The following is a 26,363-nucleotide window of genomic DNA, read 5'->3' on the forward strand; positions in this document are numbered from 1 at the left end:
AGGACACACATGAGGTCAGTGGAAGAGCAGCTCGCCCGGGTCGTGGCCGCCGCCGTGCGGCCCGCCCCGGTGCGGGTGGCGATCTCCGAGTCGCAGGGCCTGCTCTGCGCTGAGGAGGTCGTCGCGGAGCGCGCGTTGCCCGGGTTCGACCAGGCGGCCGTCGACGGCTACGCGGTGCGCAGCGTCGACGTGCAGGCCGCCAACGAGGAACCGGTGCAGCTGCCGGTGGTCGGTGAGATCCCCGCCGGGTCGCGCCAGCCCAGACGGTTGCAGCCCGGTCAGGCGGTCCGGGTGGCGACCGGCGCGCCCCTGCCCACGCTGGCCGACGCCGTCGTGCCGCTCGGCTACACCGACGGGCACGCGGCGAAGGTGACGGTGCAGCGGTCCGTGCCGTCGGCGGCGTTCGTCCGCCGCACCGGCGAGGACGTGCAGACCGGTGACGTCGCGGTCCGGCGCGGCGCGGTCATCGGCGCGGCCCAGGTCGGCCTGCTGGCCGCCGTCGGCCGCAACAAGGTGCTGGTCCACCCCCGGCCGCGGGTGTCGGTGGTCTCCGTCGGCGAGGAGCTCGTCGACGTCGACCGCACGCCCGGCCAGGGGCAGGTCTACGACGTGAACAGCTACGCGCTCGCCGCGGCGGCCCGGGACGCGGGCGCCGAGGTGAGCCGGGTCGGCATCCAGTCCGCCGACCCGCGCCGGCTGCGCGAGGTCGTCGAGGGCAGGCTGCTGCTGTCCGAGATCGTGGTCGTCGCGGGTGGCGTCGGGGGCGTCATCGGCGACGAGGTCCGCGCGGCCCTGGCCGACCTCGGCGACGTCGACGTGACGCGGGTGGCGATGCACCCCGGTTCGGTGCAGGGCTTCGGCCGGCTCGGGCCGGACGCCGTGCCCACGTTCCTGCTGCCGGCGAACCCGATGAGCGCGCTCGTCGTGTTCGAGGTGCTGGTGCGCCCGCTGATCCGCGCCGCGCTCGGCAAGCGCAACCCGTACCGCCGGGCCGTCACCGCGCGCCTGCTGTCGCCGTTGACCTCCACGAAGGGGCGGCGCGGGTTCCTGCGCGGCCAGCTGCTGCGCGACGCGGACAGCGGCGAGTACCTGGTGCAGCCGCTCGGCACGTCCGGGTCGCACCTGCTGGCGTCCCTGGCCGAGGCGAACTGCCTGGTCATGGTGGACGAGGACGTGACGGACGTGGCGGTCGGCGAAGAGGTCGTGGTCAGCTTCCTGGCGCAGAGGGGATAGATGAGCCTGGCGTGGGAAGGCGGTCGCCATCCCGGCTGGCCCGCGCTGCTCGGGCCGCTGCGGGTGGACGCGGGGCTCGTGGCGCTGCGCCCGCCCAGGCTGTTCGACGCCGCCGCGTGGTCCAGGACCCGGCTGCGCGACCAGGCGTACCTGGAGGACTGGGAGCCCACCGCGGTCGACGGCTGGCAGGAGCGCAACGCCGTGCTCGCGTGGCCCGCGCAGTGGTCGTCGCTGAAGTCGATGGCCCGCCGCGGCCACGCCCTGCCGTTCACGATCACGGTGGACGGCGAGCTGGCCGGCCAGATCACCGTCGGCAACATCGTGCGCGGCTCGCTGCGCTCGGCGTGGGTCGGCTACTGGGTGGCCGCGGACCGGGCGCGCGGCGGCGTGGCCACGGCGGCGCTGGCGCTCGTCGTGGACCACTCCTTCGGCGAGGGCGGCCTGCACCGGTTGGAGGCGACCGTGCGGCCGGAGAACGCCGCGTCGATGCGCGTGCTCGCCAAGGCCGGGTTCCGCCAGGAGGGCCTGTTCCGGCGGTACCTCGACGTGGCCGGCGACTGGCGCGACCACCTCTGCTTCGCGATGACGGCGGAGGAAACATCACCGGAAGGGCTCGTCCGCCGATTGGTTGCACAGGGGTACGCCCGAACCGCCTGATCAGGACGCTGAACGGCTTATTCGTATCCCCCGAAAGTGGGTGATAGACCACACTTTGGTACGTATGCCGGTCGGCGAGCCTCCGACACTGGTGTGACTGTTGTGACTAGCGTGGCGTTCGCACCGAGCGCGCCGCGGGGTAGGGGGAGGTGACGGGGATGCCGAGCTCGCTGATCGTCGTGGGACTGGTCGTGGCCTGGTTGGTCGTCCTCGTCCCGATGGTCGCGCGCAAGCGCGCCGACGCGTCGCGCGGCAGCGCGGAGGAGGAGTACGACACCGTGCCCGACGCCGACGTGGAGCCCGAGGGCGAGTTCGACGACTTCGAGGACGACGACGAGTACGACGAGCCGGACGTCGACTTCGCCCCGCACCGCCCGTACCGCCCCGGCCGGGGCGGCTTCGACCCGGAGACCGCGGCGGTCGTGGCGCAGGCCAAGTACGCGTTCCGCCGCCGCGTCGTCGGCGCCCTGTTCCTGACCGCGGTGGTGACCGGCGTCCTCGCCGGCGTCCTCTACCCGCCCGTGTGGTGGGGGCACGCCGCCGTCGACGTGACGCTCGTCTCGTACCTCGTGTACCTGCGCATCCAGGTGCGCATCGAGGAGGACGTCCGGGCGCGCCGCCAGGCCCGCCTCGCCCCGTCCCGCCGCCGTCCCGCGCGGCACCCCGACGAGGTCGGCGAGCGCGGCGCCGCGCACCACCCGCACGACGACGCCGAGGTCACCGACCAGCACGGACTGTCCCCGCAGCCCCGCTTCCAGCACCACGTCCGCCCCGGCACCGTCGTGGTGGACGCCGACGACGAGGACCCGGTGTTCGTCGAGCTCGACGGCCCGGACGCCCTGCCGTACCGACGGGCGGTCGGCGAGTAGAGGGGGGTGGCGGAAGCGCCCCCCGACTACTGATATGCTTCCCCCGCACGACAACAGAACACGGGGCTGTAGCGCAGTTGGTAGCGCGACTCGTTCGCATCGAGTAGGTCAGGGGTTCGATTCCCCTCAGCTCCACAGTGTCGCGAGGGCGGCAACCGGTGAACCGGTTGCCGCCCTTCGTCGTCGGTGGCCCCGGTGTCGTCGCCGCGGGTGTCGCCGTGTTCGGGACCGCGAACCGTCCACGTAGAACGGCCCCCACCCGGTGTCGGGTGAGGGCCGTCGGGCGACACCGTCCTGCTACGGCAGGGCTTCGCACGCCCGTCCGTCGTTGTCGTCGTCGAGCAGCGCGACGTCCCCGTAGTACGGGTAGTAGGTGTCGAACCACGTCTGCGCGGCGCGCTGGGTGGCGAAGTCCGAGCAGTTCACGCTGTTGCCGGGGTTTGCCGGGGCTGTGGGCGCTCCCCGGACCTCCGGCGTCGGGAAGCCCGCGCCGCTCCACTCGCCGTAGCTGATGGCCCGGTGGAACGCGGGGCCCTGGTAGTAGATCGTCGAGCTGTTGTGCCACTTGTAGAAGTGGTCACCGACGACCCGCTGCACGACCTGCGGCGTCGGGAACGCCTCGGCGCTCCACTCCGCGTAGTCGATCGGGTAGCCGTAGCCGGTCGCCAGGTTGGGCATCCGCGTGATGGTCGACGCCCAGGAGAGCTTCATGAAGCCCTCGTTGGAGCGGCGGTCGAATGCGCGGTAGCCGGAGGCGGCCCACTCGGACGGGGTGAGCTTGTGGTTCACGCCGTCCGGTCCCTCGACGAAGATCTCGCCGGACGTGCCCCACTGGTAGTAGTAGCTGCCCGCGATCCAGCCCGCGTTGCGGGGGGCGGGGGTGCCGGCCGCCCGCCACTGGGCTTCGGTGAGCCGGTCCCAGTCCCACGTCGGGTCCTGGTCACCCCAGAACGTGACCGCGTAGATGGTGGGAGACCACGGGTATTTCACGTAGTCCGTCGGCGAGGCCGAGGGCACGGGGAAACCGGCGTTGGACCACTCGCCGTAGCTGATGGCGCGGGCGTGGCCGCTGTCGACGCGCCACACCGTCGAGTCGAAGGGCTGCTTGTAGTAGCCGTCGGCCACCGCCGCGCTCGCGGGCGTCGCCACGGCGACGGCCAGGCCCAGCGCCACTCCCATGCCGGTCAGCGCCGCCGCGACCCGTGTGATCGTCTTCAAATGACTTGCCTTCCGTCCGTCCCCGAACCTGATGTTCGATGGGACTTTCGGCATTCGGCCTCAGTTGTTACACACAGGAGTCGAGAGCGGTTGCAGTTAACCTGATTGGGCTAAGGGTAGAGGTAATTCAAGGGGGCGTAGTAACTGAGTGTCGAGATCTCGTAGCGCAATCGGATCTTGTGGCGACCGAAAAGATTCGTGAGAAATTGACAACGTCGGCGCTCAGGATTTCCCGGCGGCGGGTGTCCCGGCGAACACGCGGTCGAGTTGGCGGTCGACCAGGGCGACGGCCTCGTCCGCCGTGCGCTGTCCCAGCAGGACGCTCGCCTGGAGACCCGCGCTGCCCGCCAGCAGGAACGCGGCCTCGGCGGGCGCGTTGACGTCCGCCGGCACCTGGCCCAGCTCGCGCGCCCGCGCGATCAGGTCGGCCACCAGTTCCTCCAGCGCGAACGGCGACTCGCGGGCCGCCGCGTTCAGGGTCGGCTCGACGAGGAACGGGATGAAATAGGCCCCGTGCACCAGGTGTCGGGTGCGCCTCTCCTCGTCCAGCGGCAGGAACTCCAGCAGCACCTCGCGCACGACGGCGCGCGGTCCGGGGTCGTCGCCCAGTGCGGCCAACCGCTCGCGCACCTGCCGCTCGGCGTCGGCGTTGAGGATCTCCAGCGCGCCCAGCAGGAGTTGGTCCCGGGTGCCGAAGTAGTACTGGAGCAGCCGCGCGGACAGCCCGGCCTCGGTGGCGACCTGCCGCAGCGTGACCTGCTCCAGCCCGCCCCGCGTGGCCAGCCGCCACACCGCCTCCGCGATCTGGCGGCGGCGCAGGTCGTGGTCCACGTGCTTCGGCATGGTGTCCGTTCCCCAGGGACGTTTCGTGGTGCGATCGTACCAACACCTGTTATGGTTCGATCGCACCATGAAACGAAGGAGTGCGCATGAGGAACACGGCGGTCCTGGTGATCGGCATGGTCCTGCTGGTGGTGGGCGCGCAGGGTGCGGTCCGCCTGCTGGTGGACCACGGGAACGCGGGCCTCCTGGACTGGCTGCCGGGCGGGTTCGCGGTGCGGCTGTCCTGCTACGCCGTGCTCGCCGTCGCGGGCCTGCTCCTCGCCGGCCGGGGCAGCCGCCGGGAGTCCTGACGGCCGCGGGTCGGGTCGGCCGCGGGTCAGGTCAGCAGCAGGTCGACCAGGCCGCTGGTGTCCTCGGCGCCGTGGCCGTCGGCCAGGCGGCGTTCCATCAGGGCCGCGAACGGGAGCAGCAGCTCGGTGCTCACACCCTGTTCCTCGGCGGTGCGCAGCAGCGTGGTGTTGCCCGCCACCTGCATGGCGAGGTTCGAACCGACGCCCGTGGTGTGGTCGCCGCTCTCCAGGCGGGCCGCGGTGCCGTGGACGGCGCCCGTCATGGCGGTGAGCCAGTCCGCGAGCAGCGGCGCGAGGGCGGTCGGCGCGATGGCCTCCTTCCTGATCAGGGCGAACGCGTGCGTGATGCCCGCGAACATGGTTTCCATGGCGCTGAGCAGCGCCACGTCGTGCAGGGCGGCGAAGCCGGGGTCCTCGCCGACGTACAGCGTCCCGGCGGGCACGGCCAGGGTCTCGCGGTGCTCGTCGAACAGCGCGCGCGAACCGCTGTAGAAGACGTAGGCGCCCGAGCCCGGCACGCCGATCATCGGCGGGACCGCCATGACGCCGCCGTCGAGGAAGCGCGCACCGCGCCCCCGCGCCCACTCGGCCCGCGCGCGGGCCCGCGCAGGGGTGCCGGTGGTGAGGTTGACCAGGTCCTTGCCGGTGAGGTCCACGTCGGCGAGCGCGTCGTCGACCGAGTCGTCGTCGAGCAGGCAGACGACGACGAGCCGGCTCGCGGCCACCGCGTCGGCGGCGGTCGGGGCGGTGACGACGCCGGTGAGCCCGTCGGCGCGGCCGGGGGTGCGGTTCCAGGCGGTCGTGCGGTGGCCCGCGGCGAGCCAGGTGCGGGCCAGGGCCGTGCCCATGGCGCCGAGGCCGAGGAGGGAGATGTTCATGCGCACCAGCCTGGGGCGACGCTCACCCCATGATCAAGTACGTACTTCAGGGTGCGTGGTTACCCTGGGGCGAGGGAACAGGTGGGAGGGGTGGGGGATGGCTGTCTCACGCAGGCCGGGCGCGCACCACTGCGGCACCGACGCGGCCATGGACGTGATCGGCGGCAAGTGGAAGGTGGTGATCCTCTGGGCGCTGGACCAGCGCCCGTGCCGCTTCGGCGAACTGCGCCGCGAGCTGGGCGGGGTGAGCGAGAAGGTCCTCGCCGCGCAGCTGCGCGAGCTGGAGGAGGACGGCGTGGTGCGCCGCGAGGTGTTCGACGAGGTGCCGCCCCGCGTCGAGTACTCCCTGACGCCGCGGGGCCTTTCGCTGAACGCGGCGCTCGCCCCGCTCGGCGAGTGGGGACGGGAGAACGTCCTGGAGACCGCCTCCCGCTGACGGGCGCCCGCCTCCGTCCGCACCGCCGCTCGGCGACTCCGTGGGCCCATCTGTCCGTTCGACTGGCGATTCCATGATCCTCCGGGCACAGTGTCACTCCACCGAGTTTCACTCGAAGGAGTTCCTTGATCGGGTGGAATGGAAAAGCTTTCACATTCGAAGGTGAGGGCATATGTCCGTCCAGGTGAATGGGAGTCGGGGAGTCGGCGGGGAATGAGCAGCTTCTTGGGGCAACTGAACGATCACCAGCGAAGTGAGTTGTACCGGTCCGGCACGAAGGTCAAATACCGGCCGGGTGACTACCTCATGCGCGAGGGTGAACGTGGCGACTACGTCTTGTTGATCGACCGCGGCGGCGTCCAGGTGACGAAGAACGACGCGGGCGGCACCGAGCAGGTGCTGAACTTCTGCCGCGAGGGCGACCTCCTCGGGGAGATCGCGTGCGTCCGCCCCGGGGGACGCCGCTCCGCCTCGGTCATCGCCCAGGAGGTGGTGGCCGCGATCCGGGTCACCCGGGACGTGTTCATCGACTTCCTCAACCGGCACCCCGCCCTGTGGCTCCGGATCGTCGAGCGCATGGCCGGGCTGCTCGTGCGCGCCGAGGGGCAAGTGGACAAGAAGGCCGACCGGGTCCTGCTCGCGCTGCTCTCGCAGGCCGAGCAGCAGAGCGGCGGGGCGAGGAGCGCGGAGGTCCGCCTCACCCAGGCCCTGCTGGCCAAGGTCGCGCACGTGTCGTTCCCGACCGCGCAGCGCGTCCTGGGCGGCCTCAAGGCGGCCAACCTGGCCTACTCGCTGCACGGCCGGATCGTCGTGCCGTGCGTCCCGTGCCTGCGCGCCGCTGCCGCCGCCGACAGTTCGTCAAGGCAAAATTACGGCTTCGACATCATCGGATGTAGCACGATCGGCGACTGTCCCCGAGGCTGAGGCCCAACAGCGGTCCACCTCAGACAGGACGCCGGAGACGCCGTGCTCTCACTCCCCTTGCCCTACATCGTTCTGCGCATCGACATCGTCCGGTCCAGCGCCGAGGGCCCCGGCCGTCAGACCTTCCTGGACCAGCAGCTCAAGGTCGTCGTGGACAAGGCGGTCGTGGTGCTGCACGTGCTCTTCCCCGGCGCGGCGGTGCACATCCGCCCGGACGGGGACAGCATGACCGTCCTGATCGGCCCCGACGTGCCGAAGGCGTGGTTGCTCGCCGACTTCGTCCTGCGGGAACTGGTCATCGCGCTGCACGACGCCAACCGCCGCACGGACGACGAGCACCGGCTCCGGGTGCGGTGCGCCCTCGACCACGGCGAGACCGTGGTCGACGCACCCCACCTGGGCGGGTCGGCGGTGGTCGCCACCGCGCGGCTGGTCGACGCGCGGCCGCTGCGCGACCTCGTCGGGTCCGACACCCGGCACGACCTCTGCCTGATCATCTCCGACCGGTTCTACCGGGACGTCGTGACGAGCGGCGAACGCGGGCTCGACCGGGTGCTGTTCGAGGCGGTGGACGTGGACGTCAAGGAGTTCCACGGGATCGGCTGGCTCTTCCTGCCGGTGGCCGCTCGGGCGAAGCTCCACCCGTTGGTGTGACTAGAATCGCGCGGTGCGCTTTGTGGCGGATCTCCACATCCACTCCAAGTACTCCCGGGCGTGCAGCCGCGACTGCGACCTCGAACACCTGACGTGGTGGGCTCGCCGCAAGGGGATCTCGCTGGTCGGCACGGGCGACTTCACGCACCCGGCCTGGTACGACCACCTCACCGAGAGCCTGGTCGAGGCGGGACCCGGGCTGTTCCGGCTGCGCGACGACCTGGACCGCGACATCGACCGCACGTTGGCGCCGTCGCTGGCCGGCGCGCCCGTCAGGTTCATGCTGTCGGTGGAGATCTCCACGATCTACAAGCGCGACGGGCACACGCGCAAGGTGCACCACCTGATCTACATGCCGGACCTGGAGTCGGCGGCGCGGTTCAACGCGCGGTTGGCGAAGATCGGCAACCTCGGGTCGGACGGGCGGCCGATCCTCGGGCTGGACTCGCGCGACCTGCTGGAGATCACGCTGGAGTGCGGCGGCTACCTGGTGCCCGCGCACGTGTGGACGCCGTGGTTCGCCGTCCTCGGCTCCAAGTCCGGGTTCGACGCCGTCGACGACTGCTACGCCGACCTCGCGCCGCACGTCTTCGCCGTGGAGACCGGGCTGTCCTCCGACCCGGAGATGAACTGGCGGGTGTCCGGCCTGGACCGGTTCCGGCTGGTCAGCAACTCGGACGCGCACTCGCCGCCCGCCCTCGGGCGCGAGGCCACGCTGTTCGACACCGATCTCGACTACCACGCCGTGCGGCGGGCGCTGGAGACCGGCGACGGGTTCGCCGGGTCGCTGGAGTTCTTCCCCGAGGAGGGCAAGTACCACGTCGACGGCCACCGCAAGTGCGGTGTGCGCATGGAGCCGCGGGAGACGTTGGCGCACAACGGGATCTGCCCCGAGTGCGGCAAGCCGATGACGGTGGGCGTGCTCAGCCGCGTGGAGGCGCTGGCCGACCGGCCGTCGGGTTCGCGCCCCGAGGGCGCCGCCGGGTTCACCAACCTCGTGCCGCTGCCGGAGATCGTGAGCGAGATCGTCGGCACCGGGCCGAAGAGCAAGAAGGTGCTCGCGGAGGTCGACCGGTTGACCGCCGCCCTCGGGCCGGAGCTGGTGATCCTGCGCGACGTGCCGGTGGACGACATCGCCGCCCACTCGCCGCTGCTGGGCGAGGCGGTGACCCGGCTGCGGCGCGGCCAGGTGGTGCGCGACTCCGGGTACGACGGCGAGTACGGCGTGATCCGGGTGTTCGAGGCGGGGGAGCTGGCGCGGCGCGACGCGGCGTTCGCGCTGTTCGACGCCGCGCCCGAGCCGTCCACTGTGGAGCGCCCGGCTCCCCGGCCGGCACCGGCCGCCCCCGCCGCGCCCGACCCCGCCCCCTCCGCGCCCGAACCCGCGCCCGCCGCGGCTCCCGACGGCCCGGGGCCGGGCTCGTCGCTGCTCGACGGGCTGGACCCGGAGCAGCGCGCGGCGGCGGCGGTCGAGTCCGGGCCGCTGCTCGTCGTCGCCGGTCCGGGCACCGGCAAGACGCGGACGCTGACGCACCGCGTGGCGGACCTCGTGACCGCGCGCGGCGTGCCCGCGACGGAGTGCCTCGCGATCACGTTCACCCGGCGCGCGGCGGAGGAGATGGCCGACCGGCTGGCCGTGCTCGCGCCCGACCACGTGGCCGCGCTGACGATCGCCACGTTCCACTCGCTCGGCGTGCTCATCCTGCGCGAACACCACTCGTCGGTGGGGTTGTCGGCCGCGTTCGGGGTGGCGGACCCCGAGCAGCAGCTCACCGTCGCCCGCACCGTCGTCGACGACGAGAAGGCCGCCCGGGCCCTTGTCGCGGCCGGTGACGACCGGTACAAGGAGGCGCTGCGGGCGCGGGACCTGGTCGACTTCGACGACCTGATCACCCTGCCGCTCGCGCTGCTGGAGGGCTCGCCCGACCTCGTCGACGCCTACCGCGCCCGGTGGCGCTGGGTGTCGGTCGACGAGTACCAGGACGTGGACGAGCAGCAGTACCGCCTGCTGCGGCTGCTCGTGCCCGCCGACGGCAACCTGACCGCGATCGGCGACCCCGACCAGGCCATCTACCGCTTCCGGGGCGCCGACGTCGGGTTCTTCCTGCGCTTCCGGGAGGACTTCCCGACCGCGCGGACCGTGCACCTGACCCGCAACTACCGCTCGTCCGCCGCCGTGGTGACCGGGGCGCTCGACGTCATCGCGCCGTCGTCGCTGGTGCCGGGCCGCGAGCTGCGCCCGATGGTCGACCACGGGGCCGCGCCCGTCGGCGTGCACCACGCGGCGTCCGAGTCGGCCGAGGCGGCGTTCGTGGCGCGGACCGTCGAACAGGTGCTGGGCGGCGCGTCGTTCCACGCGTTCGACAGCGGCCGGGTGTCGTCGGACGGCACCGCCAACCTCGGGTTCTCCGACTTCGCCGTGCTCTACCGCACCGATCGCCAGTCCAAAGCGCTCGTGGACGCGCTGACCACGGCGGGCCTGCCATTCCAGAAGCGCTCGCACGACCGGCTGGCCGACCGGCCCGGCGTGGCGCGGATCGCGGCGGAACTGCGCGCGGCGACGGGCGCGACGGTGCTGGAGCGCGTGCGCGCGGTGGCGGGCGAGGACCACACGGCGTACGAGCTCCTCAAGCCGCTGGCCGCCGAGTGCGGGGACGACTTCGAGCGGTTCCACACCTCGCTCGCGCTGGGCGTGGAGGTCGACACCTGGGACCCGCGCGCCGACCGCGTCTCGCTGCTCACGCTCCACGCGTCGAAGGGGCTGGAGTTCCCGGTGGTGTTCATCGTCGGCTGCGAGGACGGGCTGCTGCCGATGCGCCGGCCGGGCGACGACGACCCCGAGGCGGTCGAGGAGGAGCGCCGCCTGCTGTTCGTCGGCATGACCCGGGCGCAGCGGCACCTGTTCCTCAGCCACACCACGGCGCGGCCCCGGTCGCCCTTCCTGGCGGACCTCACGAACTTCGAGCAGATCGGCGCGCCGCAGCCGAAGCGCAGGAAGAAGGGCACGCAGCTGAGCCTCATGTGAGGGGCGTGCGCCGACCCCGCTCACGCGGCGTGGCGGTTCGACCACGGACGAGGAGCGCCGGGGGCGCGACCCGCGAGCCCGCCGTTCGGGGGAGCCGCCCGCCACGCCGCCGTACCGGGAGAAGCAGCCGGACACCGCCGGCGGCGGGGGCCGCACCCGTACCCTGAGAGGCGACGAGAAGGGGCGGTGCGCGTCGTGGAGCTGGCCAGTTCGCTGTTGGCGTGGCTGCACGGCTGGGCGGACCTGCCCCTCTGCCCGGGCGACTGGGCGTGGACGACCACCGCGTTCGGCGCGCTGGTCGGCGTGCTGCCCACGATCGCCGCGCTGCTGTCGATCGCCGTGCGCCGGGTCGTCGGCAACTCCTACGGGGCGGTCACCGGCGCGGTCTTCGCGGTGCTGGGCGTGACCAGCACGTTGGCGCTGCCGTGGGTGGCGTTCTCGGCGGTGTCCACGCTGCTGCGCTCCCGCGGGCTGCCGGGCGCGGCCTCGTTGGACGAGGCGCCGTGCGTGGCGTTCACGCAGTACGAGTACCTGGTGGGCGCGCCGTCGATCGTCGAGGCGTTCCGGGGCGGCGGCGGGTACGGCGTGGTCTACCTGGTCGCCGCGTGCGCGACGGCGCTGCTGGCGCTGCTGTGCCTGCTGTTCGTGATGCTCCAGGCCGGTTCGGCGTTCCGCCTGGGCCCGAACTGGCCGCGCCGGGTGTTCTGGCCCCCGTTCGCGGTGTTGTTGCTGGCCACGTCGGCGCTGCCGGTGACGCTGGTGGGGCACCTGCTGCTCGGGTTCTTCCCGGTCGCGCTCATCGGCTCCCTGGTGGTGCGGGTTTTCGGGTTGACTACCGCCATGCTCAACCGCCCCGGTCGCGATCGCGGGACCCCGAACCCGCAGCCCGCGGTGTCCCGGACGCCGCAGACGCCCCACCTGCCCGCCGGTCAGCCGTCGGGCCGCCAGGCTGCGAACCAGCAGTCGGCGAACCACCAGAGCCACCAGAGCCACCAGCCGTCCGGGCACCAGTCCTCGGGCCACCAGCCGTCCGGGCACCAGAACCACCAGCCGTCGGGCCACCAGCCGCCGAAGCCGCCGCCCTACCAGGTGGAGAAGCCGCCGCCCTACCAGCCGGCGCAGATCCCGCCCTACCAGCCGCACGGCGCGCCGCAGAAGCCGCCGCCGTACCGGCCGACCCCGCCGCAGCGGCAGTACCCGCCCACGCGGGTCGCCGAGGTGCCCCCGGAGCCGCCGAAGCCGACCCGCGTGGAGCAGCCCGCGCGGCTGGCCGACACGCCGGGCCCGCTGCCGTTCGGCCCCGGCGCGGCGTCCGCGTCGAACCCGGCCCCGGCGCAGGACTCGGGCAAGGTGTGGAACCCGGCGGGCGGCCGGTTCCGGCGCATCCGCCAGCTCGGCCGCGGCGGGTTCGGCACGGTGTGGCTGGCCGTGGACGAGCAGCTCGCGCGGACCGTCGCGGTGAAGCTCGCGCACGCCCCCGACAACGAGACCGAGCAGCGCATGGTGCGCGAGGCGCGCGCCCTGGCGGCCGTGCGGCACCCGAACTGCGTGCGCGTGTTCGACATCGTCCAGGACCCGGACGGCCTGGCGATCATCATGGAGTACATCGACGGCCAACCGCTGTCGGACGTGGTGCTCAAGAGCGGCCTGCTGGCCGACGCGCTCGCCGCGCGGCTGTGGGTGAACATGGCGGACGCGCTGGTCGCGGCGCACGAGCAGGGCGTGCTGCACCGCGACGTGAAGCCGTCGAACGTCATCGTCGACACCTCCGGCACGGCGCACCTCATCGACTTCGGCATCGCCCGCTCCAAGGGCGACAGCACGCTCACCGCGACCGGCATGATGGTCGGCACCCCGGACTTCCTCGCCCCGGAGACCGCGCGCGGCGAGGCGGCCAGCCCGGCGTCGGACGCCTGGCAGCTGGCCGCGACGGTCAGCTACGCGCTCACCGGCCACCCGCCGCGCGGGTCCCGGGAGAACCCGATCTCGTCGCTGATGGCCGCCGCGCAGGGCGAGCCGTGCGTGAAGCTGCCGCAGCGCAGCGCCCACACCCGCCTGCTCACCAGCGCGCTGGACACCGACCCGGCCAAGCGCCCGTCGCTGGCCGCGGTCCGGGCCGAGCTGAACACGTGGATGTCGCAGGCGGGCCTGAGCAAGGAGGGTCCGGTCACGCGGATGATCGACCGCCCGGAGCCGCCGACCCGCCCCGTCCGCTGACACCACCCGGCTTCGCGCGAGCAGCCGGTCCCACGCCGGCAGCCGGTCTCACGCGAGCAGCCGGTCTCACGCGAGCAGCCGCAGCCTGCGGGTCAGCCGGCTGACCTCGGTGCGCGGGCCGTACAGGGCGACGGCGGTGAACTCCGGGTCCGGCGTCACGGCCAGCGCTTCGAGGTACTCGGGGTAGGTGCGGGACGCGCGGGCGACCTCGGTGAACCCGACCTTCAGCACGCCCTCGGCCCGGTGCAGGGCCTTGAGCTGCTCGGGAGGCGCCACCAGCACCGGCACGGGGTGGGTGTTCAGGCCCAGGTGGACGGTGCCGTCGGCGTCCTTCGCGTCCTCGCCGAGCAGGTCGGGCAGGCGGGCGCCGAGGGTGAGGCCGAGGACGGCGGCGGCGTTGGCGGCGAGGTTGCGCGGCAGGTCGTCACGCAGGACCAGGGCGAGTTTCGTGGGCAGCACTTCGCGTCCGTTCGTTCGGTGTAGTGCTGTCGAAACTATTCACCTGAACGCTGTTGTCCAGCGATACCGAACTTCGTTCGGTGCGGTTTGGCATGATCGCGCCGTGGACGAACTTGATTCGGCGATCATCAGGAACCTGCAACTGGATGCGCGGCTGACGAACCGCGAGCTGGCCAGGCGGCTGGGCGTGGCGCCGTCGACCTGCCTGGAGCGGGTGCGGGCGCTGCGCGAGCGCGGCGTCGTCAAGGGCTACCACGCGGACGTGGACCTGACCGCCCTGAACCGGCCCGTGCAGGCGTTCGTGGCGGCCAGGCTGCGCCCGATGAGCCGCCCGGTGATCGCCGCGTTCAAGGCGGCGATCGGCGGGCTGCCCGAGGTGACGGCGATGTTCGTGGTGGCGGGGGACGACGATTTCCTCATCCACGTCGCCGTGCAGGACCTGGAGCACCTGCACGCGTTCCTCATCGACCACCTCAGCGTGCGGCGGGAGGTGATCAGCTTCCGCAGTTCGGTGATCTACGAGGCGCTGCGCAACCCCGTGCTCACCGAACTGCCGCGGTGACCGGTCACGGCGTCAGTTCCAGGACGGCAGCCACTTCTGGGCGTCCCAGACCTCCGGCGTGATCGGCAGGCCGTTGAGGATCGGCCACAGCCACACGAAGTTCGCGACCACCAGGCCCACGTAGAGGGCCACCGCGAGGCGACCCGTGCCGCGGCGCTCGGCGCCGTCCGTGCTGCGGCCCAGGACCTCGCCCAGGGCCAGCGCGATGCCGAGCACCAGGAACGGGGCCATCGGCGTCACGTAGAAGAAGTACATCTGCCGGTCGACGTTGGTGAACCACGGCAGGAAGCCCGCGCCGTAGCCGACGAGCACGGCGGCGTAGCGCCAGTCGAGCCTCGTGATGGCCTGCCACAGCGCCCAGGCCAGGACGGGGAACGCCAGCCACCACATGGCGGGGGTGCCGATCAGCATGACCGCGCCCACGCACGTCGCCGCGCCGCAGCCGGCGACCGCGCCCTCGAAGTAGTAGAGCATCGGGCGCAGGCCCATCGGCCACGTCCACGGCTTCGACTCCCACGGGTGGGGGCTGTTCGCGGGCGTGACCAGCTTGGTGTGGAAGTCCAGCACGTTGCCGCTGTAGTACCAGAGCGCGCGCAGCGGCGCGGGGACCCAGCCGTCCTCGGGGATCTTCACGCCCGCCACGTGCCGGTCGATCGCGGTCTCGGAGGCGAACCACGACCACCACGTGGCCAGGTACGCCAGCAGCGGGACGGCCAGGAGCGCGAACAGCGACGGCGCCAGGTCCTTCACGGCCGCGCCCAGCCAGGGCCGCTCCACGCCCGCCGCGCGCCGGGCCGTCGCGCTCCACAGCACCGACATCACGCCGAAGAACGCGATGTACCAGACGCCGGACCACTTCACGCCGCACGCGAGGCCGAGCGCGATGCCGCCCGCGAACCGCCACCAGCGGAAACCCAGCCACGGGCCGTACGGGGACGCGGTCGCCCACCCCTCGCGCACCGCGACCGCCATCCGGGCGCGCACCTGGTCGCGGTCCGCGACCAGGCAGGCGAACGCCACCACCACGAACAGCGCCAGGAAGATGTCGAGCATCCCCATCCGCGACTGCACGTGGCTCACGCCGTCCGCGATCAGCAGCACGCCCGCGACGGCGCCGATCAGGTCCGAGCGGGTCAGGCGGCGCGCGATGCGCACCACCAGCAGGATCGTGATCGTGCCCGCGACCGCCGAGGCGAACCGCCAGCCCACGCCGTCGTAGCCGAACAGCCACTCGCCGAGCGCGATGAGCTGCTTGCCCAGCGGCGGGTGCACGATCAGCTCGTACCCCGGGTTGTCCTCGTAGCCGCCGTTGCGCAGCACCTGCGCCGCCTGCGGCACGTAGTGCTTCTCGTCGAAGACCGGGGTGCCCTTGTCGGTCGGGAACCCGAGGTTCCAGAACCGGACCACGCCACCGATCAGCGCGACGGTCAGCGTGACGAGCCAGCCGCGCAGCGGGCTGCTCAGCGGGCCGGGGTCGAGCTGGCGCGCCCGCGTCTCGCGGTCGTTGCCCGGTGGCGGGCTCGCCGGCGGGACCTCGCCGGCGGTGACCACGTCGTCTGCGGACTGCGGTGCGATCAGGCTCACGGGGCCGATCGTAGGGTGAGGGGCGTGAGTCCTGTATCTGGATCAGGCCGTTTGGTTCTCGCGGCTACTCCGCTCGGCGACGTCCGAGACGCCTCGCCTCGGCTGGTCGACGCCTTGGCCACCGCCGACGTCATCGCGGCCGAGGACACGCGGCGGCTGCGGTCGCTGGCCTCGGCGCTGGACGTGACGCCCACCGGTCGGGTCGTCAGCTTCTACGACCAGGTGGAGACGTCGCGCCTGCCCGGGTTGCTGGAGGCGTTGCACGAGGGGCGCACCGTGCTGCTCGTGACCGACGCCGGCATGCCCAGCGTGTCCGACCCCGGCTACCGGTTGGTGGCGGCGTGCGTGGCGGAGGACATCCGCGTCACCTGCCTGCCCGGCCCGTCGGCGGTGACGACGGCGCTGGCCGTGTCGGGCCTGCCGTCCGACCGGTTCGCGTTCGACGGCTTCCCGCCCCGGAAGGGCGGCGAGCGGCAGCGTTGGTTCGCTGGATTGTTGAACGATCCTCGCACCGTGGTCTTCTTCGAGTCACCCCACCGGCTCGCGGCCACCCTGGCGGACGCGGTGGCGGTGCTCGGGTCGGACCGGCGGGCGGCGGTGTGCCGGGAGCTGACCAAGACCTACGAGGAGGTGCGGCGGGGGACGCTGGCCGAGCTGGTGGAGTGGGCCGAGGGGGGCGTGCGGGGCGAGGTCACGGTGGTGCTGGCGCCCGGCGAGCCGAGCGCGGCACCGTCGGTCGAGTCGCTGGTGGCCGAGGTGAAGCAGCGGGTGGCCGACGGCGAACGCCTCAAGTCGGCGGCGGCCGAGGTGGCGGAGGCGGCGGGCGTGAGCAAGAAGGCGCTCTACGACGCCGTGGTCAGCAAGGGCTGATCGAGCCAGACCAGCTCGGTGTCGCCGAACGCCCGGTGCGCCTCGGCGATCTGCTCGGCGGAGTCCCCGATGTGGGTGCCGGTGGTGCCCCACAGGTACGCCTTGTCCAGGCCGGCGAGCTGGACGCCCCAGCCGACGAAGGTCACGGCGGGCTCGCGCCGGAACGCGCCGTAGAGGGCGAACATCCGGGGCTGGGCGGCCACGACCTGCTCGCGGAGGTGGTTCTTGGTCATGCCGCGAACGCTAAGGCGAGAAAGCTAGCGCGCATAAGTACACCTTCGAGTGATCGTCCCGGCGGGCGGGGTCGGCCAGGATCTCCGGCATGACCCGGAACGACCCGTCCGCCCTGCGCTGGCTCGTGGGCGTCGAACTCGCGCACTACCGGAAGCTCAGCGGGGTGACCCTGGCCAGGGCCGCGGCGGCGGCCGGCATCACGCGGGCCAAGGTCGGCCACATGGAGACCGGCCGCTACCAGCAGTTCCCCGACGACGTCGCCAAGCTGGTGGAGGTCTACGGGGCGGACCGGAAGGACGTCGACCGGCTCGCCGCGCTGGCGGGCAGCTCGACCGGCCGGAGCTGGTGGGCGCCCTGGTCCCACCTGGTGCCGGACTGGTTCAAGACCTTCGTCGGCCTGGAGGGGCTGGCGACCGCCGAGTTCTGCTTCGAGCCGATGGTGCTGCCGGGCCTGCTCCAGACCGAGGACTACGCGCAGGCGATCACCGAGGCGACCGGGTTCGTGCGCCGCGACCACAACGAGCGCTTCGCCTCCTTCCGGATGGCGCGGGCCAGGCGGCTGACCGAGGACCGGCCGCTGGCGCTGCACGCGGTGATCGGCGAGGCGGCTCTTCGGCTCGACGTCGGCACGCCCGAGGTGCGGCGGGCGCAGTACCGGCACCTGGTGGACATGAGCGGGTTGGACAACGTGACCATCCAGCTGATCAGGCCGGAGGACGGGCCGCACGCGGCTACCAGCGGCAGCTTCTTCGTCCTCGACTTCGCACAGGCGCAGTCCGTGGTCTACGCCGAACGCCTCGACGGTGCCGTCTACGTGCAGGACCAAGACGACGTGCGGTCTTATAAGATGGCGGTGGACAACCTGCGTTCGACGGCGTTGTCCGCCCAGCAGTCGCTCACGTTGATCCGGTCGTTGGTCGACGGTGGATGACCGAGGAGGCTCCATGTCCGAGCCGCAGTGGTTCAAGAGCAGTCGCAGCGCCAACAACGGGGCCTGCGTGGAGGTGGCGTTCACCGAGGACAGGGTTCTCGCGCGGGACTCGAAGAACCCCCGCGCCGGGCACCTGAGCTTCCCCGCCACCGCCTGGGTGAGGCTGCTCCGCACGACCGGGTAGCGCACGCCCACCCGGCAGAATCCGCCAGCGGGGCCTCCGTAGGCTTAGCACATGAGTGCCTCCGTGTTGACCGCGGTGGCGTGGCCGTACGCCAACGGCCCCCGCCACATCGGTCACGTCTCCGGTTTCGGTGTCCCCTCCGACGTGTTCTCCCGCTTCATGCGCATGTCGGGGAACCGGGTGCTCATGGTCTCCGGCTCCGACGAGCACGGCACCCCCATCTCCGTCCAGGCGGAGAAGGAGGGGCTGACCACGCGCGAACTCGTCGACAAGTACCACCGCGTCATCGCGGACGACCTGCACGGCCTGGGCCTCTCCTACGACCTGTTCACCCGCACCACCACGGGCAACCACTACAAGGTGGTCCAGGAGCTGTTCCTGGCCCTGTGGCGCAACGGCTACGTCATCCCCAAGACCGAGATGGGCGCGATCAGCCCCTCGACGGGCCGCACGCTGCCCGACCGCTACATCGAGGGCACGTGCCCGATCTGCGGCTACGACGGCGCGCGCGGCGACCAGTGCGACAACTGCGGCAACCAGCTCGACCCGGTCGACCTGAAGAACCCGCGCTCCCGCATCAACGGGGAGACGCCGAAGTTCGTCGAGACCGAGCACCTGTTCCTGGACCTGCCGCAGTTCATCGACGCGCTGGGGTCGTGGCTCCAGACGCGCACCGAGTGGCGGCCGAACGTGCTCAAGTTCAGCCAGAACCTGATCGGCGACCTGCGCCCGCGCGCCATCACCCGCGACCTGGACTGGGGCATCCCCATCCCGCTCGACGGGTGGAGCGAGCAGCCGATGAAGCGGTTCTACGTGTGGTTCGACGCGGTGATCGGCTACCTCAGCGCGAGCGTCGAGTGGGCCCGCCGCAGCGGGGACGACGACGCCTGGAAGGAGTTCTGGACGGGTGACGCCCAGGGCTACTACTTCATGGGCAAGGACAACATCGTCTTCCACTCGCTGATCTGGCCGTCGCTGCTGCTGGGCCAGAACGGCCAGGGCGCGAAGGGCGGGCAGCCGGGCGCGTTCGGCGCGCTCAACCTGCCCACCGAGGTGGTGTCCTCCGAGTTCCTCACCATGAGCGGCTCGAAGTTCTCGACCTCGCGCGGCACGGTCATCTACGTCACGGACTTCCTGAAGCAGTTCGGGCCGGACGCGCTGCGCTACTTCATCTCGGTCGCGGGACCGGAGAACCAGGACACCGACTTCACCTGGGAGGAGTTCGTCCGCCGGACGAACTTCGAGCTGGCCAACGAGTGGGGCAACCTGGTCAACCGGTCGATCTCCATGGCGCACAAGAACGTGGGCGCGGTGCCGAGGCCGACCAAGCCGACCGCCGCCGACCACGAGCTGCTGCTGCTGTCGAACAAGGCGTTCGACGTGGTCGGCGCGCACCTGCGCCGCTCGCGGTTCAAGCAGGCGTCCGGCGAGGCGATGAAGGTGGTCGCCGCGGCCAACCGGTACCTGTCGGACCAGGAGCCGTGGAAGCTCAAGGACGACCCGGAGCGCCGCGACACCGTGCTGCACACCGCGCTCCAGGTCGTACAGGACGCGAACACGCTGCTCACGCCGTTCCTGCCGCACTCGGCGCAGAAGGTGCACGAGGCGCTGGGCGGCACGGGCGTGTGGGCCGCGCAGCCGCAGCTGACCGAGGTCACCGACCTCGACGCGCCCGAGCGCGAGTACCCGGTGCTGACCGGTGACTACGCGTCCGAGCAGGCGACGTGGGGGTCCACGCCGATCGAGGTGGGACGGCCGCTGGTGAAGCCGAGCCCGCTGTTCGCCAAGCTCGACCCGGAACTGGGCGAGACCGGTCCGGAGTGGGCGCCGATCGTCACGTGAGCAAGCGCAGGGGCGAGCGACCGCCGGTGCCGGAGACCCTCCCGGCGCCGGTGGTCGACGCCCACACCCACCTCGACGCCTGCGGCGCCAAGACGCCGCAGGACGTCCGCGAGATGCTGGACCGGGCCAACGCGGCCGGGGTCGACCGCGTGGTCACGGTCGCCGACGACCTCGACGCCGCCCGCTGGGCCGCCGAGGCCGCCACGTGGGACGAGCGGGTCTTCGCGGCCGTCGCGCTGCACCCGACCCGCACGTCCGACTTCGGCGACGACGTGAAGGCCGAGCTGACCCGGCTGGCCGGGCTGCCCCGCGTCGTGGCGATCGGCGAGACCGGGCTCGACTACTACTGGGACTACGCGCCCAAGGACGCCCAGCACGAGGCGTTCCGGTGGCACGTCGAGCTGGCGAAGTCGGTCGGCAAGCCGCTGATGATCCACGACCGGGACGCGCACGAGGACGTCCTCGCCGTGCTGGACTCCGAAGGCGCGCCGGACTCGGTGGTGTTCCACTGCTTCTCCGGCGACCTGGCGTTCGCCGAGGCGTGCGTGGAGCGCGGGTTCGTCCTGTCCTTCGCGGGCACGACCACGTTCCGCAACGCCCACGCGCTGCGCGAGGCGGCCCGCTGGGTGCCCGACGACCACCTGCTCGTGGAGACGGACGCGCCGTTCCTGACGCCGCACCCCTTCCGGGGTCGCCCGAACGAACCGTACTGCGCCGCCTACACGCTCCGGGACATCGCGACGCTGCGTGAGCAGGACCCGGCCGAACTCGCCACCATGATCACCCGAACCGCCGAGCGGGTCTTCGGGCTTCGTGACGTGGCGGAGTCGTAATCGGTCTTACGACAAACGGCGGACGACTGTGCTCCGCCGGGGGAGTGAGCGAACTCACAAGCTCGGTAGGGGTGTTGGCACAACCCCCGTCCACCCGTTACGGTCCCGTGACCGTGCCCCACGTATCCACGGGGCGCACCCGCAGTCGGGGCGGGTCGACACACACCAGAAGCGATGAAGCACCGAACCGCACGGGAGTTGCCGGAGATCACTAGCTGACCACCGACACCGAACGTGCGCGTGGCTGGTCTTCGCGCCTTCAGGAGGTATGGAACCCCGTGAACTCGTTCAACGAGGACACCGACTGGTTTACGCCCGTGAACACCGCCCCGGCGGTGGCCACCTCGGTGGACGTCCTGGACAGACCGGGACCGCTCTACGACGTGGACAACTCGGGCTGGGAGACCGCCGTCTTCAGCATCACGCCCGACGACGTGCTGGACGTGCTGGGCCCCGAGGCCGACGAGCTGCTGGCGAACGCCAACGTCGACGTCGACGAGCTGATCCGGCTGATCAACGCCGAGACCACGCTCCTCCCCCCGATCATCATCCCCGACGAGGTCTCCCAGGACCGGGTCGCGGGCGGACCGGCCGCCGAGCGGCCCGACGCCCCGCCGGCCGCCCTGGTCGAAGCCGCGGGGAAGTGGAAGCGGCGCTTCCTCAAGGCCGCGGTCGCCACCGTGCTGGTGACCATCTCCGGTGGCGGCGCGACCGCCATCGCCCTGGACAAGTCCGTCACGGTCGACGTGGACGGCGAGGCCAAGACCGTGCGGACCTACGAGTCCACCGTCGGCGAGATCCTCGCGGACGAGGGCATCGTGGTGGGCGAGCACGACGCGCTGAGCCCGTCCCCCCAGGCCAAGGTCGGCGACGGCGGCAAGATCTCGCTGGACCGCGGTCGCCTGGTGAAGATGACCGTGGACGGCGAGCAGCGCGAGGGCTGGGTGCGCTCGGTCACCGTCGACGAGGCGCTCGACCAGATGCAGGTGCCGGACGAGGGCGCGTGGCTCTCGCACGACCGCGGCATGGACGTGCCGCTCCAGGGCCTGTCCCTGGAGGTCAAGAGCCTCAAGACCATCACGCTCTACGACGGCGGCAACCCGCCGAGGCAGCTGCGGACGACCGCTCTGACGGTCGACGAGATGCTCAAGAACGAGAACCTCTCCCTCGGCGCCGAGGACAAGCTCGAAACGGCGCCGGACCTGCGCATCACCAACGGCGCCGAGGTCCACATCACCCGCACCGGCGTGTCCGTGATCAACGCGACGGAGGCCATCCAGCCGCCCGTCGAGGAGGTCAAGGACGACACGATGATGAAGGGGCAGAAAGAGGTCCTGGAGCCGGGCGAGCCCGGCGAGCAGATCGTCACCTACCGCGTCACGCAGAAGAACGGCCAGGAGACCGGCCGCGAGAAGCTGGGCGTGAAGGTCACCAAGGAGCCGAAGGCCAAGAAGGTCAAGGTCGGCACCAAGCTCCCGCCCGACGGCGCGGTGTGGGACTCCCTCGCCCAGTGCGAGGCGACCGGCAACTGGGCCATCAACACCGGCAACGGCTACTACGGCGGCCTCCAGTTCAACAAGAGCACCTGGGACGCCTACGGCGGCGCGCAGTACGCCGCGTACCCGCACCAGGCGAGCCGCGAGCAGCAGATCGCCGTCGCCACGAAGCTGCGCGACGCCCGCGGCGGCTACTCGGCGTGGCCCCACTGTTCCTCGAAGCTGGGCCTGTCGTAAGAATGCACGGGTGACCAACGCTTCACCGTCGACCGACCCGGGGAGTTCGCTCCTCGGGCCGGCTGACGTTCGCCGGCTCGCCGCCGAGCTGGACGTCCGCCCCACCAAGAAGCTGGGGCAGAACTTCGTGCACGACCCGAACACGGTGCGCCGCATCGTGGCCGCGGCCGAGCTGACCGCCGACGACGTCGTGCTGGAGGTCGGGCCGGGCCTGGGGTCGCTGACGCTGGCGCTGCTGCCCGCGTGCCGGGCCGTGGTGGCCGTGGAGATCGACGGGAAGCTCGCCGAGCGGCTCCCGGCCACCGCCGCCGAGCGCGCCCCGCTGCTGGCCGACCGGCTCACCGTGGTGCACGAGGACGCGATGCGCGTCACCGCCGACCGGCTGCCGGTCGCGCCCACCGCCCTGGTGGCGAACCTGCCGTACAACATCGCCGTGCCCGTCGTGCTGCACCTGCTGGCCGAGCTGCCGTCGTTGCGCACCGGCCTGGTGATGGTGCAGTCCGAGGTGGCCGACCGGATGGCCGCGCCCCCCGGCAGCAAGGTCTACGGCGTGCCGAGCGTCAAGCTCGCCTGGTACGCCGACGCGCGCCGGGCCGGCCCGGTGTCGCGCGCGGTGTTCTGGCCGGTGCCCAACGTGGACTCCGCGCTGGTGGCGTTCACCCGCCGGGAGAGCCCGTCCTCTGTGGACCGCAAGGCGCTGTTCTCGTTGGTGGACGCGGCTTTCGCGCAGCGGCGCAAGATGCTGCGCGGCGCGCTGGCCGGCTGGGCCGGGTCGGCCGCGGCGGCGGAGCGGCTGCTCGTCGAGGCGGGCGTCGACCCCGCTGTCCGCGGCGAACAACTGGGGGTCGCCGACTTCGTCCGGATAGCCGAGGCCGCCTCCACTCGGTAGTCGTCGATCTTTCGGCCGAAAGTGTGATTTGCCGGACGATCCTGTTTCAGGCTTGCGTCGGGAGTGGGTCGTCGGGTGTACTCGGTGCTGCCATCCCGAGCGGCCGAGAGACCTGGCTCTACGACGCCGCAGCAACCACTCCTCCACAGGGGCAGGTGCTTCAGCCAGGACCGATGGAGGATCACGTGCCCAGGATGCTGCTCACGAGAAGGCGGGTCGTCGACCACGGCCGCCGCACGGCCTCCGGCTGTCGCAGCCTCTAGAAGAGCCCAGAGCCCGCTTACCGGGCCGCTTTTCGATCCTCGCCGTCCCCGTCGCGGGACACCTTCCTGAGCTGAGCCCGCCGGTCGACGCGCGCCACGAGCGCGCGCCGCCGCACGCCTTCGTGGAGCGAAAACGTGATCACTGTCGAGAACCTCACCAAGACCTTCCCCGGGAGTACCGGTCAGGTTCGCGCGCTGGACGGCGTGAACCTGGACGTCGCGGCCGGCACCGTCCTCGGCGTCGTCGGCCCGAGCGGCGCCGGCAAGTCCACCCTGGCCCGCTGCGTCGCCCTGCTGGAGCGCCCGGACAGCGGCGCGATCCGCGTCGACGGCACGGACCTCGTCTCCCTCGACGGCACCGCGCTGCGCGCCGCCCGCCGGCAGATCGGCGTCGTGCCGCAGGGCGACTCCCTGCTGCGCCAGCGCACCGCCGCCGGCAACGTCGCGCTGCCGCTGGAGGCCGCGGGCATCGCCGGCCCGCAGCGCCGCACCCGCGTCGCCGAGCTGCTCGACCTGGTGGGCCTCACCGACAAGGCCGGGTCGTACCCCGACCAGCTCTCCGGCGGCCAGCGCCAGCGCATCGCCGTGGCCCGCGCGCTCGCCGCGTCGCCGTCGGTGCTGCTGGCCGACGAGCCGACCTCGGCGCTCGACCCCGACACCACCGGCTCGGTGCTGACCGTGCTGGACCGGGCGCGCGCCGAGCTGGGCGTGACCGTCCTCGTCGTCACGCACGACATGGGCGTGGTCCGCCGGATCTGCGACGACGTCGCGGTGCTGGAGGGCGGCAAGGTCGTGGAGCACGGCAAGGTGCTCGACCTGGTGTCCGACGCGGCCAGCCGCACGGCCGCCTCGCTGCTGCCCGCCGTGGACCAGAACCCGGGCGCGGAGGCCGCGTTCGACCGGGTCGCGGACGTGGTGCTGGTCGGCTTCGCCGCCGTCGGCGCCCTGCTGCCCGAGGCGACCAGCCGGTTCGGCGTCGACCTGAACCTGCTGGGCGGCGGCCTGACCCGCCTGGGCGAGACCCCCGTCGCGCGGTTCCGCGTCGGGTTGAAGGGTGAGCGCGCCGACTCGGCGCTGGAGTGGATCTCCGAGGCCGGCGGCTCCGTGCGCCGGACCCTCGCGGGTCCGCAGGGAGTAGCTGCGTGAGGTCTGCAACACCCTGGTCGGAGGTCTTCGACCAACTGCTCGTCGCCACCGGTGAGACGCTCTACATGGTGGTGGTCTCCACCCTGATCGCGGTCCTGCTCGGCACCCCCGTCGGCATCTGGCTCCAGCTCACCGCACCCGGTGGGCTGAAGCCGCGCCCGGTGGTGCACAAGGTCCTCGGCTTCGTCGTCGACCTCGGCCGCTCCATGCCGTTCCTGGTCCTGCTGGTGGTGCTCACCTCGCTGACCAGGCTCCTGCTCAGCAGCACGATCGGGCCGACGGCGGCGATCGTGCCGCTGGCGGTGGGCGCCATCCCGTTCGTCGGCAGGCTGGTGCAGAACGTGCTGGCCGAGGTGCACGTGGCGGTGGTCGAGGCCGCCGTCACGACGGGCTCGTCCACGCTGCGGATCGTGCGCAGCGTGCTGCTCCGCGAGTCGCTGCCCGCCCTGGTCAACGCGGTCGGCGTGACCGCGATCGCCCTGCTCGGCTACTCGGCGATGGCCGGGGTCGTCGGCGGCGGCGGCCTCGGCGACCTCGCGGTGCGCATGGGCTACCAGCGGTTCAACGACCGGTACCTGTGGAGCACGGTCGTCGTGCTGGCGGTCATCGCCACCACGATCCAGGTCGTCACCAACGTCGTCGCGCGCCGCGTCGACCGCCGCCGCACCGCGTCGGTCTAGCCCCTCCCCACCTCACCACTTTTCCCAGAAGGAACGACATGCGTATTCGTGCTGCCCTCCTCGCCGTGCTGCTGACCGCGGTGGGCTGCGGGAGCGGCGACACCGGCGCCGCCTCGAACCCGGACGCGGCGCTCAAGGTCGGCGTGAGCCCCGTCCCGCACGCCCAGGTGCTGCGGTACGTCGCGGACAACCTCGCCGCGTCCAAGGGCCTCAAGGTCGAGGTCGTCGAGTTCACCGACTACGTGCAGCCGAACACCGCGCTGGTCGACGGTTCGCTGGACGCCAACTACTTCCAGACCGTGCCCTACCTGGACACCTTCAAGTCCGAGAGCGGCGCCGGCCTGGAGTGGATCGGCCCGGTGCACGTCGAGCCGCTGGGCGTGTACTCGAAGAAGCACCAGTCGCTCGCCGACCTGCCGGACGGCGCGAAGGTCGCCGTCGCCAACGACGCCACCAACGAGGCCCGCGGCCTCAAGCTGCTCCAGGACAACGGCCTGATCAAGGTCAAGGCCGGCAGCGAGAAGACGGCGACCATCCGGGACATCGCGGAGAACCCGAAGAACCTGGAGTTCGTCGAGCTGGAGGCCGCCCAGCTGCCCCGCTCGCTGGACGACACCGACGCGTCCGTGGTGAACGGCAACTACGCCATCGACGCCGGCCTCAAGCCCGCCGACGACGCCCTGGTGCTGGAGAAGGCGGAGGGCAACCCGAACGCCAACGGCCTCGTCACCCGCGCCGAGCTCAAGGACGACAAGCGGATCAAGGACCTGCTCGAACTGCTCCAGTCGCAGCAGGTGAAGGACTACATCAAGAACGAGTTCGCCGGGTCCGTCCTGGCCGTCTGACCGACCCCGCGAAGGCCGGGCGGGTAACCCCCGCCCGGTCTTTCGCCTGCTCAGGTGGTCTTTG

General features: G+C 72.0%; 26 protein-coding genes, 1 tRNA gene and 1 riboswitch. Of the genes, 21 read left to right on the forward strand and 6 right to left on the reverse strand.

Annotated elements, in window-relative coordinates:
• Positions 1-9 precede the first annotated feature (9 nt).
• From glp to ACRAKJ_RS03180, 4 genes are all read left to right on the forward strand, one after another.
• A complete protein-coding gene (glp, locus tag ACRAKJ_RS03165) occupies positions 10-1,233 on the forward strand; it encodes a molybdotransferase-like divisome protein Glp (protein ID WP_438921152.1) in 1,224 nt (407 codons plus the stop codon).
• On the forward strand, positions 1,234-1,890 hold the full coding sequence (locus ACRAKJ_RS03170; RefSeq protein ID WP_438921153.1) for a GNAT family N-acetyltransferase: 657 nt from the start codon (positions 1,234-1,236) through the stop codon (positions 1,888-1,890).
• Positions 1,891-2,048: 158 nt separating this feature from the next.
• Positions 2,049-2,759, forward strand: coding sequence for a divisome protein SepX/GlpR (gene sepX / locus ACRAKJ_RS03175; RefSeq protein WP_438921154.1), 711 nt, complete (start codon positions 2,049-2,051; stop codon positions 2,757-2,759).
• 62 nt (positions 2,760-2,821) lie between these two features.
• Positions 2,822-2,894 (forward strand) — tRNA-Ala (locus tag ACRAKJ_RS03180).
• A 162-nt stretch (positions 2,895-3,056) separates the two neighbouring features.
• Here the strand turns inward: ACRAKJ_RS03180 and ACRAKJ_RS03185 are convergent.
• A complete protein-coding gene (locus ACRAKJ_RS03185; protein WP_438921155.1) occupies positions 3,057-3,977 on the reverse strand; it encodes an excalibur calcium-binding domain-containing protein in 921 nt (306 codons plus the stop codon).
• A gap of 222 nt (positions 3,978-4,199) precedes the next feature.
• Complete coding sequence (locus tag ACRAKJ_RS03190) at positions 4,200-4,820, reverse strand: TetR family transcriptional regulator C-terminal domain-containing protein (protein ID WP_438921156.1); 621 nt, start codon at positions 4,818-4,820, stop codon at positions 4,200-4,202.
• 86 nt (positions 4,821-4,906) lie between these two features.
• On the opposite strand from ACRAKJ_RS03190, the gene ACRAKJ_RS03195 reads away from it, so the two are divergent.
• Entirely contained in the window at positions 4,907-5,110 is a 204-nt protein-coding gene (locus tag ACRAKJ_RS03195) for a hypothetical protein (protein ID WP_438921157.1), read from the forward strand.
• Positions 5,111-5,136: 26 nt separating this feature from the next.
• Here the strand turns inward: ACRAKJ_RS03195 and ACRAKJ_RS03200 are convergent, their stop codons facing one another.
• The gene (locus tag ACRAKJ_RS03200) at positions 5,137-5,988 is read right to left on the reverse strand and encodes an imine reductase family protein (protein WP_438921158.1); all 852 of its coding nucleotides are present in this window, start codon (positions 5,986-5,988) and stop codon (positions 5,137-5,139) included.
• 97 nt (positions 5,989-6,085) lie between these two features.
• Between ACRAKJ_RS03200 and ACRAKJ_RS03205 the strand changes: the two genes are divergently transcribed.
• From ACRAKJ_RS03205 to ACRAKJ_RS03225, 5 genes are all read left to right on the forward strand, one after another.
• Positions 6,086-6,424, forward strand: a complete 339-nt coding sequence (locus ACRAKJ_RS03205) for a winged helix-turn-helix transcriptional regulator (RefSeq protein ID WP_438921159.1) — start codon at positions 6,086-6,088, stop codon at positions 6,422-6,424.
• Positions 6,425-6,637: 213 nt separating this feature from the next.
• The gene (locus ACRAKJ_RS03210; RefSeq protein WP_438921160.1) at positions 6,638-7,348 is read left to right on the forward strand and encodes a cyclic nucleotide-binding domain-containing protein; all 711 of its coding nucleotides are present in this window, start codon (positions 6,638-6,640) and stop codon (positions 7,346-7,348) included.
• 57 nt (positions 7,349-7,405) lie between these two features.
• On the forward strand, positions 7,406-8,002 hold the full coding sequence (locus tag ACRAKJ_RS03215; protein ID WP_438921161.1) for a hypothetical protein: 597 nt from the start codon (positions 7,406-7,408) through the stop codon (positions 8,000-8,002).
• Between the two features lie 13 nt (positions 8,003-8,015).
• Entirely contained in the window at positions 8,016-11,027 is a 3,012-nt protein-coding gene (locus tag ACRAKJ_RS03220) for a UvrD-helicase domain-containing protein (protein WP_438921162.1), read from the forward strand.
• Between the two features lie 195 nt (positions 11,028-11,222).
• On the forward strand, positions 11,223-13,244 hold the full coding sequence (locus tag ACRAKJ_RS03225; protein WP_438921200.1) for a protein kinase domain-containing protein: 2,022 nt from the start codon (positions 11,223-11,225) through the stop codon (positions 13,242-13,244).
• Positions 13,245-13,310: 66 nt separating this feature from the next.
• On the opposite strand, the gene ACRAKJ_RS03230 is transcribed toward ACRAKJ_RS03225, so the two are convergent.
• Positions 13,311-13,703, reverse strand: a complete 393-nt coding sequence (locus ACRAKJ_RS03230; RefSeq protein WP_438921163.1) for a DUF2000 domain-containing protein — start codon at positions 13,701-13,703, stop codon at positions 13,311-13,313.
• Between the two features lie 103 nt (positions 13,704-13,806).
• On the opposite strand from ACRAKJ_RS03230, the gene ACRAKJ_RS03235 reads away from it, so the two are divergent.
• On the forward strand, positions 13,807-14,265 hold the full coding sequence (locus ACRAKJ_RS03235; RefSeq protein WP_438921164.1) for a winged helix-turn-helix transcriptional regulator: 459 nt from the start codon (positions 13,807-13,809) through the stop codon (positions 14,263-14,265).
• Positions 14,266-14,277: 12 nt separating this feature from the next.
• Here ACRAKJ_RS03235 and ACRAKJ_RS03240 read toward each other — a convergent pair whose 3' ends face one another.
• Positions 14,278-15,849: a phospholipid carrier-dependent glycosyltransferase gene (locus tag ACRAKJ_RS03240; protein WP_438921165.1), complete on the reverse strand. Its 1,572-nt coding sequence runs from the start codon at positions 15,847-15,849 to the stop codon at positions 14,278-14,280.
• 15 nt (positions 15,850-15,864) lie between these two features.
• Between ACRAKJ_RS03240 and rsmI the strand changes: the two genes are divergently transcribed.
• Entirely contained in the window at positions 15,865-16,719 is an 855-nt protein-coding gene (rsmI, locus tag ACRAKJ_RS03245) for a 16S rRNA (cytidine(1402)-2'-O)-methyltransferase (protein ID WP_438921166.1), read from the forward strand.
• Here rsmI and ACRAKJ_RS03250 read toward each other — a convergent pair.
• Entirely contained in the window at positions 16,692-16,952 is a 261-nt protein-coding gene (locus ACRAKJ_RS03250) for a hypothetical protein (protein WP_438921167.1), read from the reverse strand. The genes rsmI and ACRAKJ_RS03250 overlap by 28 nt on opposite strands.
• A gap of 89 nt (positions 16,953-17,041) precedes the next feature.
• On the opposite strand from ACRAKJ_RS03250, the gene ACRAKJ_RS03255 reads away from it, so the two are divergent.
• The 9 genes from ACRAKJ_RS03255 (at position 17,042) to ACRAKJ_RS03295 (ending at position 26,299) form a co-directional block, all read left to right on the forward strand.
• Positions 17,042-17,884, forward strand: coding sequence for a Scr1 family TA system antitoxin-like transcriptional regulator (locus tag ACRAKJ_RS03255; RefSeq protein WP_438921168.1), 843 nt, complete (start codon positions 17,042-17,044; stop codon positions 17,882-17,884).
• Between the two features lie 13 nt (positions 17,885-17,897).
• Positions 17,898-18,068: a DUF397 domain-containing protein gene (locus ACRAKJ_RS03260; RefSeq protein WP_438921169.1), complete on the forward strand. Its 171-nt coding sequence runs from the start codon at positions 17,898-17,900 to the stop codon at positions 18,066-18,068.
• A gap of 51 nt (positions 18,069-18,119) precedes the next feature.
• Complete coding sequence (metG, locus tag ACRAKJ_RS03265) at positions 18,120-19,910, forward strand: methionine--tRNA ligase (protein ID WP_438921170.1); 1,791 nt, start codon at positions 18,120-18,122, stop codon at positions 19,908-19,910.
• Positions 19,907-20,743 carry a YchF/TatD family DNA exonuclease gene (locus tag ACRAKJ_RS03270; protein ID WP_438921171.1) on the forward strand — a complete coding sequence of 279 codons (837 nt, stop codon included), beginning with the start codon at positions 19,907-19,909 and terminating at the stop codon, positions 20,741-20,743. The genes metG and ACRAKJ_RS03270 overlap by 4 nt, the downstream gene beginning before the upstream one ends.
• Before the next feature lie 278 nt (positions 20,744-21,021).
• On the forward strand, positions 21,022-22,476 hold the full coding sequence (locus tag ACRAKJ_RS03275) for a transglycosylase family protein (protein WP_438921172.1): 1,455 nt from the start codon (positions 21,022-21,024) through the stop codon (positions 22,474-22,476).
• Between the two features lie 10 nt (positions 22,477-22,486).
• Positions 22,487-23,365, forward strand: a complete 879-nt coding sequence (rsmA, locus tag ACRAKJ_RS03280; RefSeq protein WP_438921173.1) for a 16S rRNA (adenine(1518)-N(6)/adenine(1519)-N(6))-dimethyltransferase RsmA — start codon at positions 22,487-22,489, stop codon at positions 23,363-23,365.
• 87 nt (positions 23,366-23,452) lie between these two features.
• Positions 23,453-23,545, forward strand: a riboswitch (SAM riboswitch).
• A 218-nt stretch (positions 23,546-23,763) separates the two neighbouring features.
• Positions 23,764-24,774, forward strand: a complete 1,011-nt coding sequence (locus ACRAKJ_RS03285; protein WP_438921174.1) for an ATP-binding cassette domain-containing protein — start codon at positions 23,764-23,766, stop codon at positions 24,772-24,774.
• On the forward strand, positions 24,771-25,454 hold the full coding sequence (locus ACRAKJ_RS03290) for an ABC transporter permease subunit (RefSeq protein ID WP_438921175.1): 684 nt from the start codon (positions 24,771-24,773) through the stop codon (positions 25,452-25,454). Before ACRAKJ_RS03285 ends, ACRAKJ_RS03290 begins: the two co-directional genes overlap by 4 nt.
• Positions 25,455-25,492: 38 nt before the next feature.
• On the forward strand, positions 25,493-26,299 hold the full coding sequence (locus ACRAKJ_RS03295; RefSeq protein ID WP_438921176.1) for a MetQ/NlpA family ABC transporter substrate-binding protein: 807 nt from the start codon (positions 25,493-25,495) through the stop codon (positions 26,297-26,299).
• The last annotated feature ends 64 nt before the right edge of the window (positions 26,300-26,363 follow it).

This window comes from Saccharothrix sp. DSM 118769 (assembly GCF_052936295.1).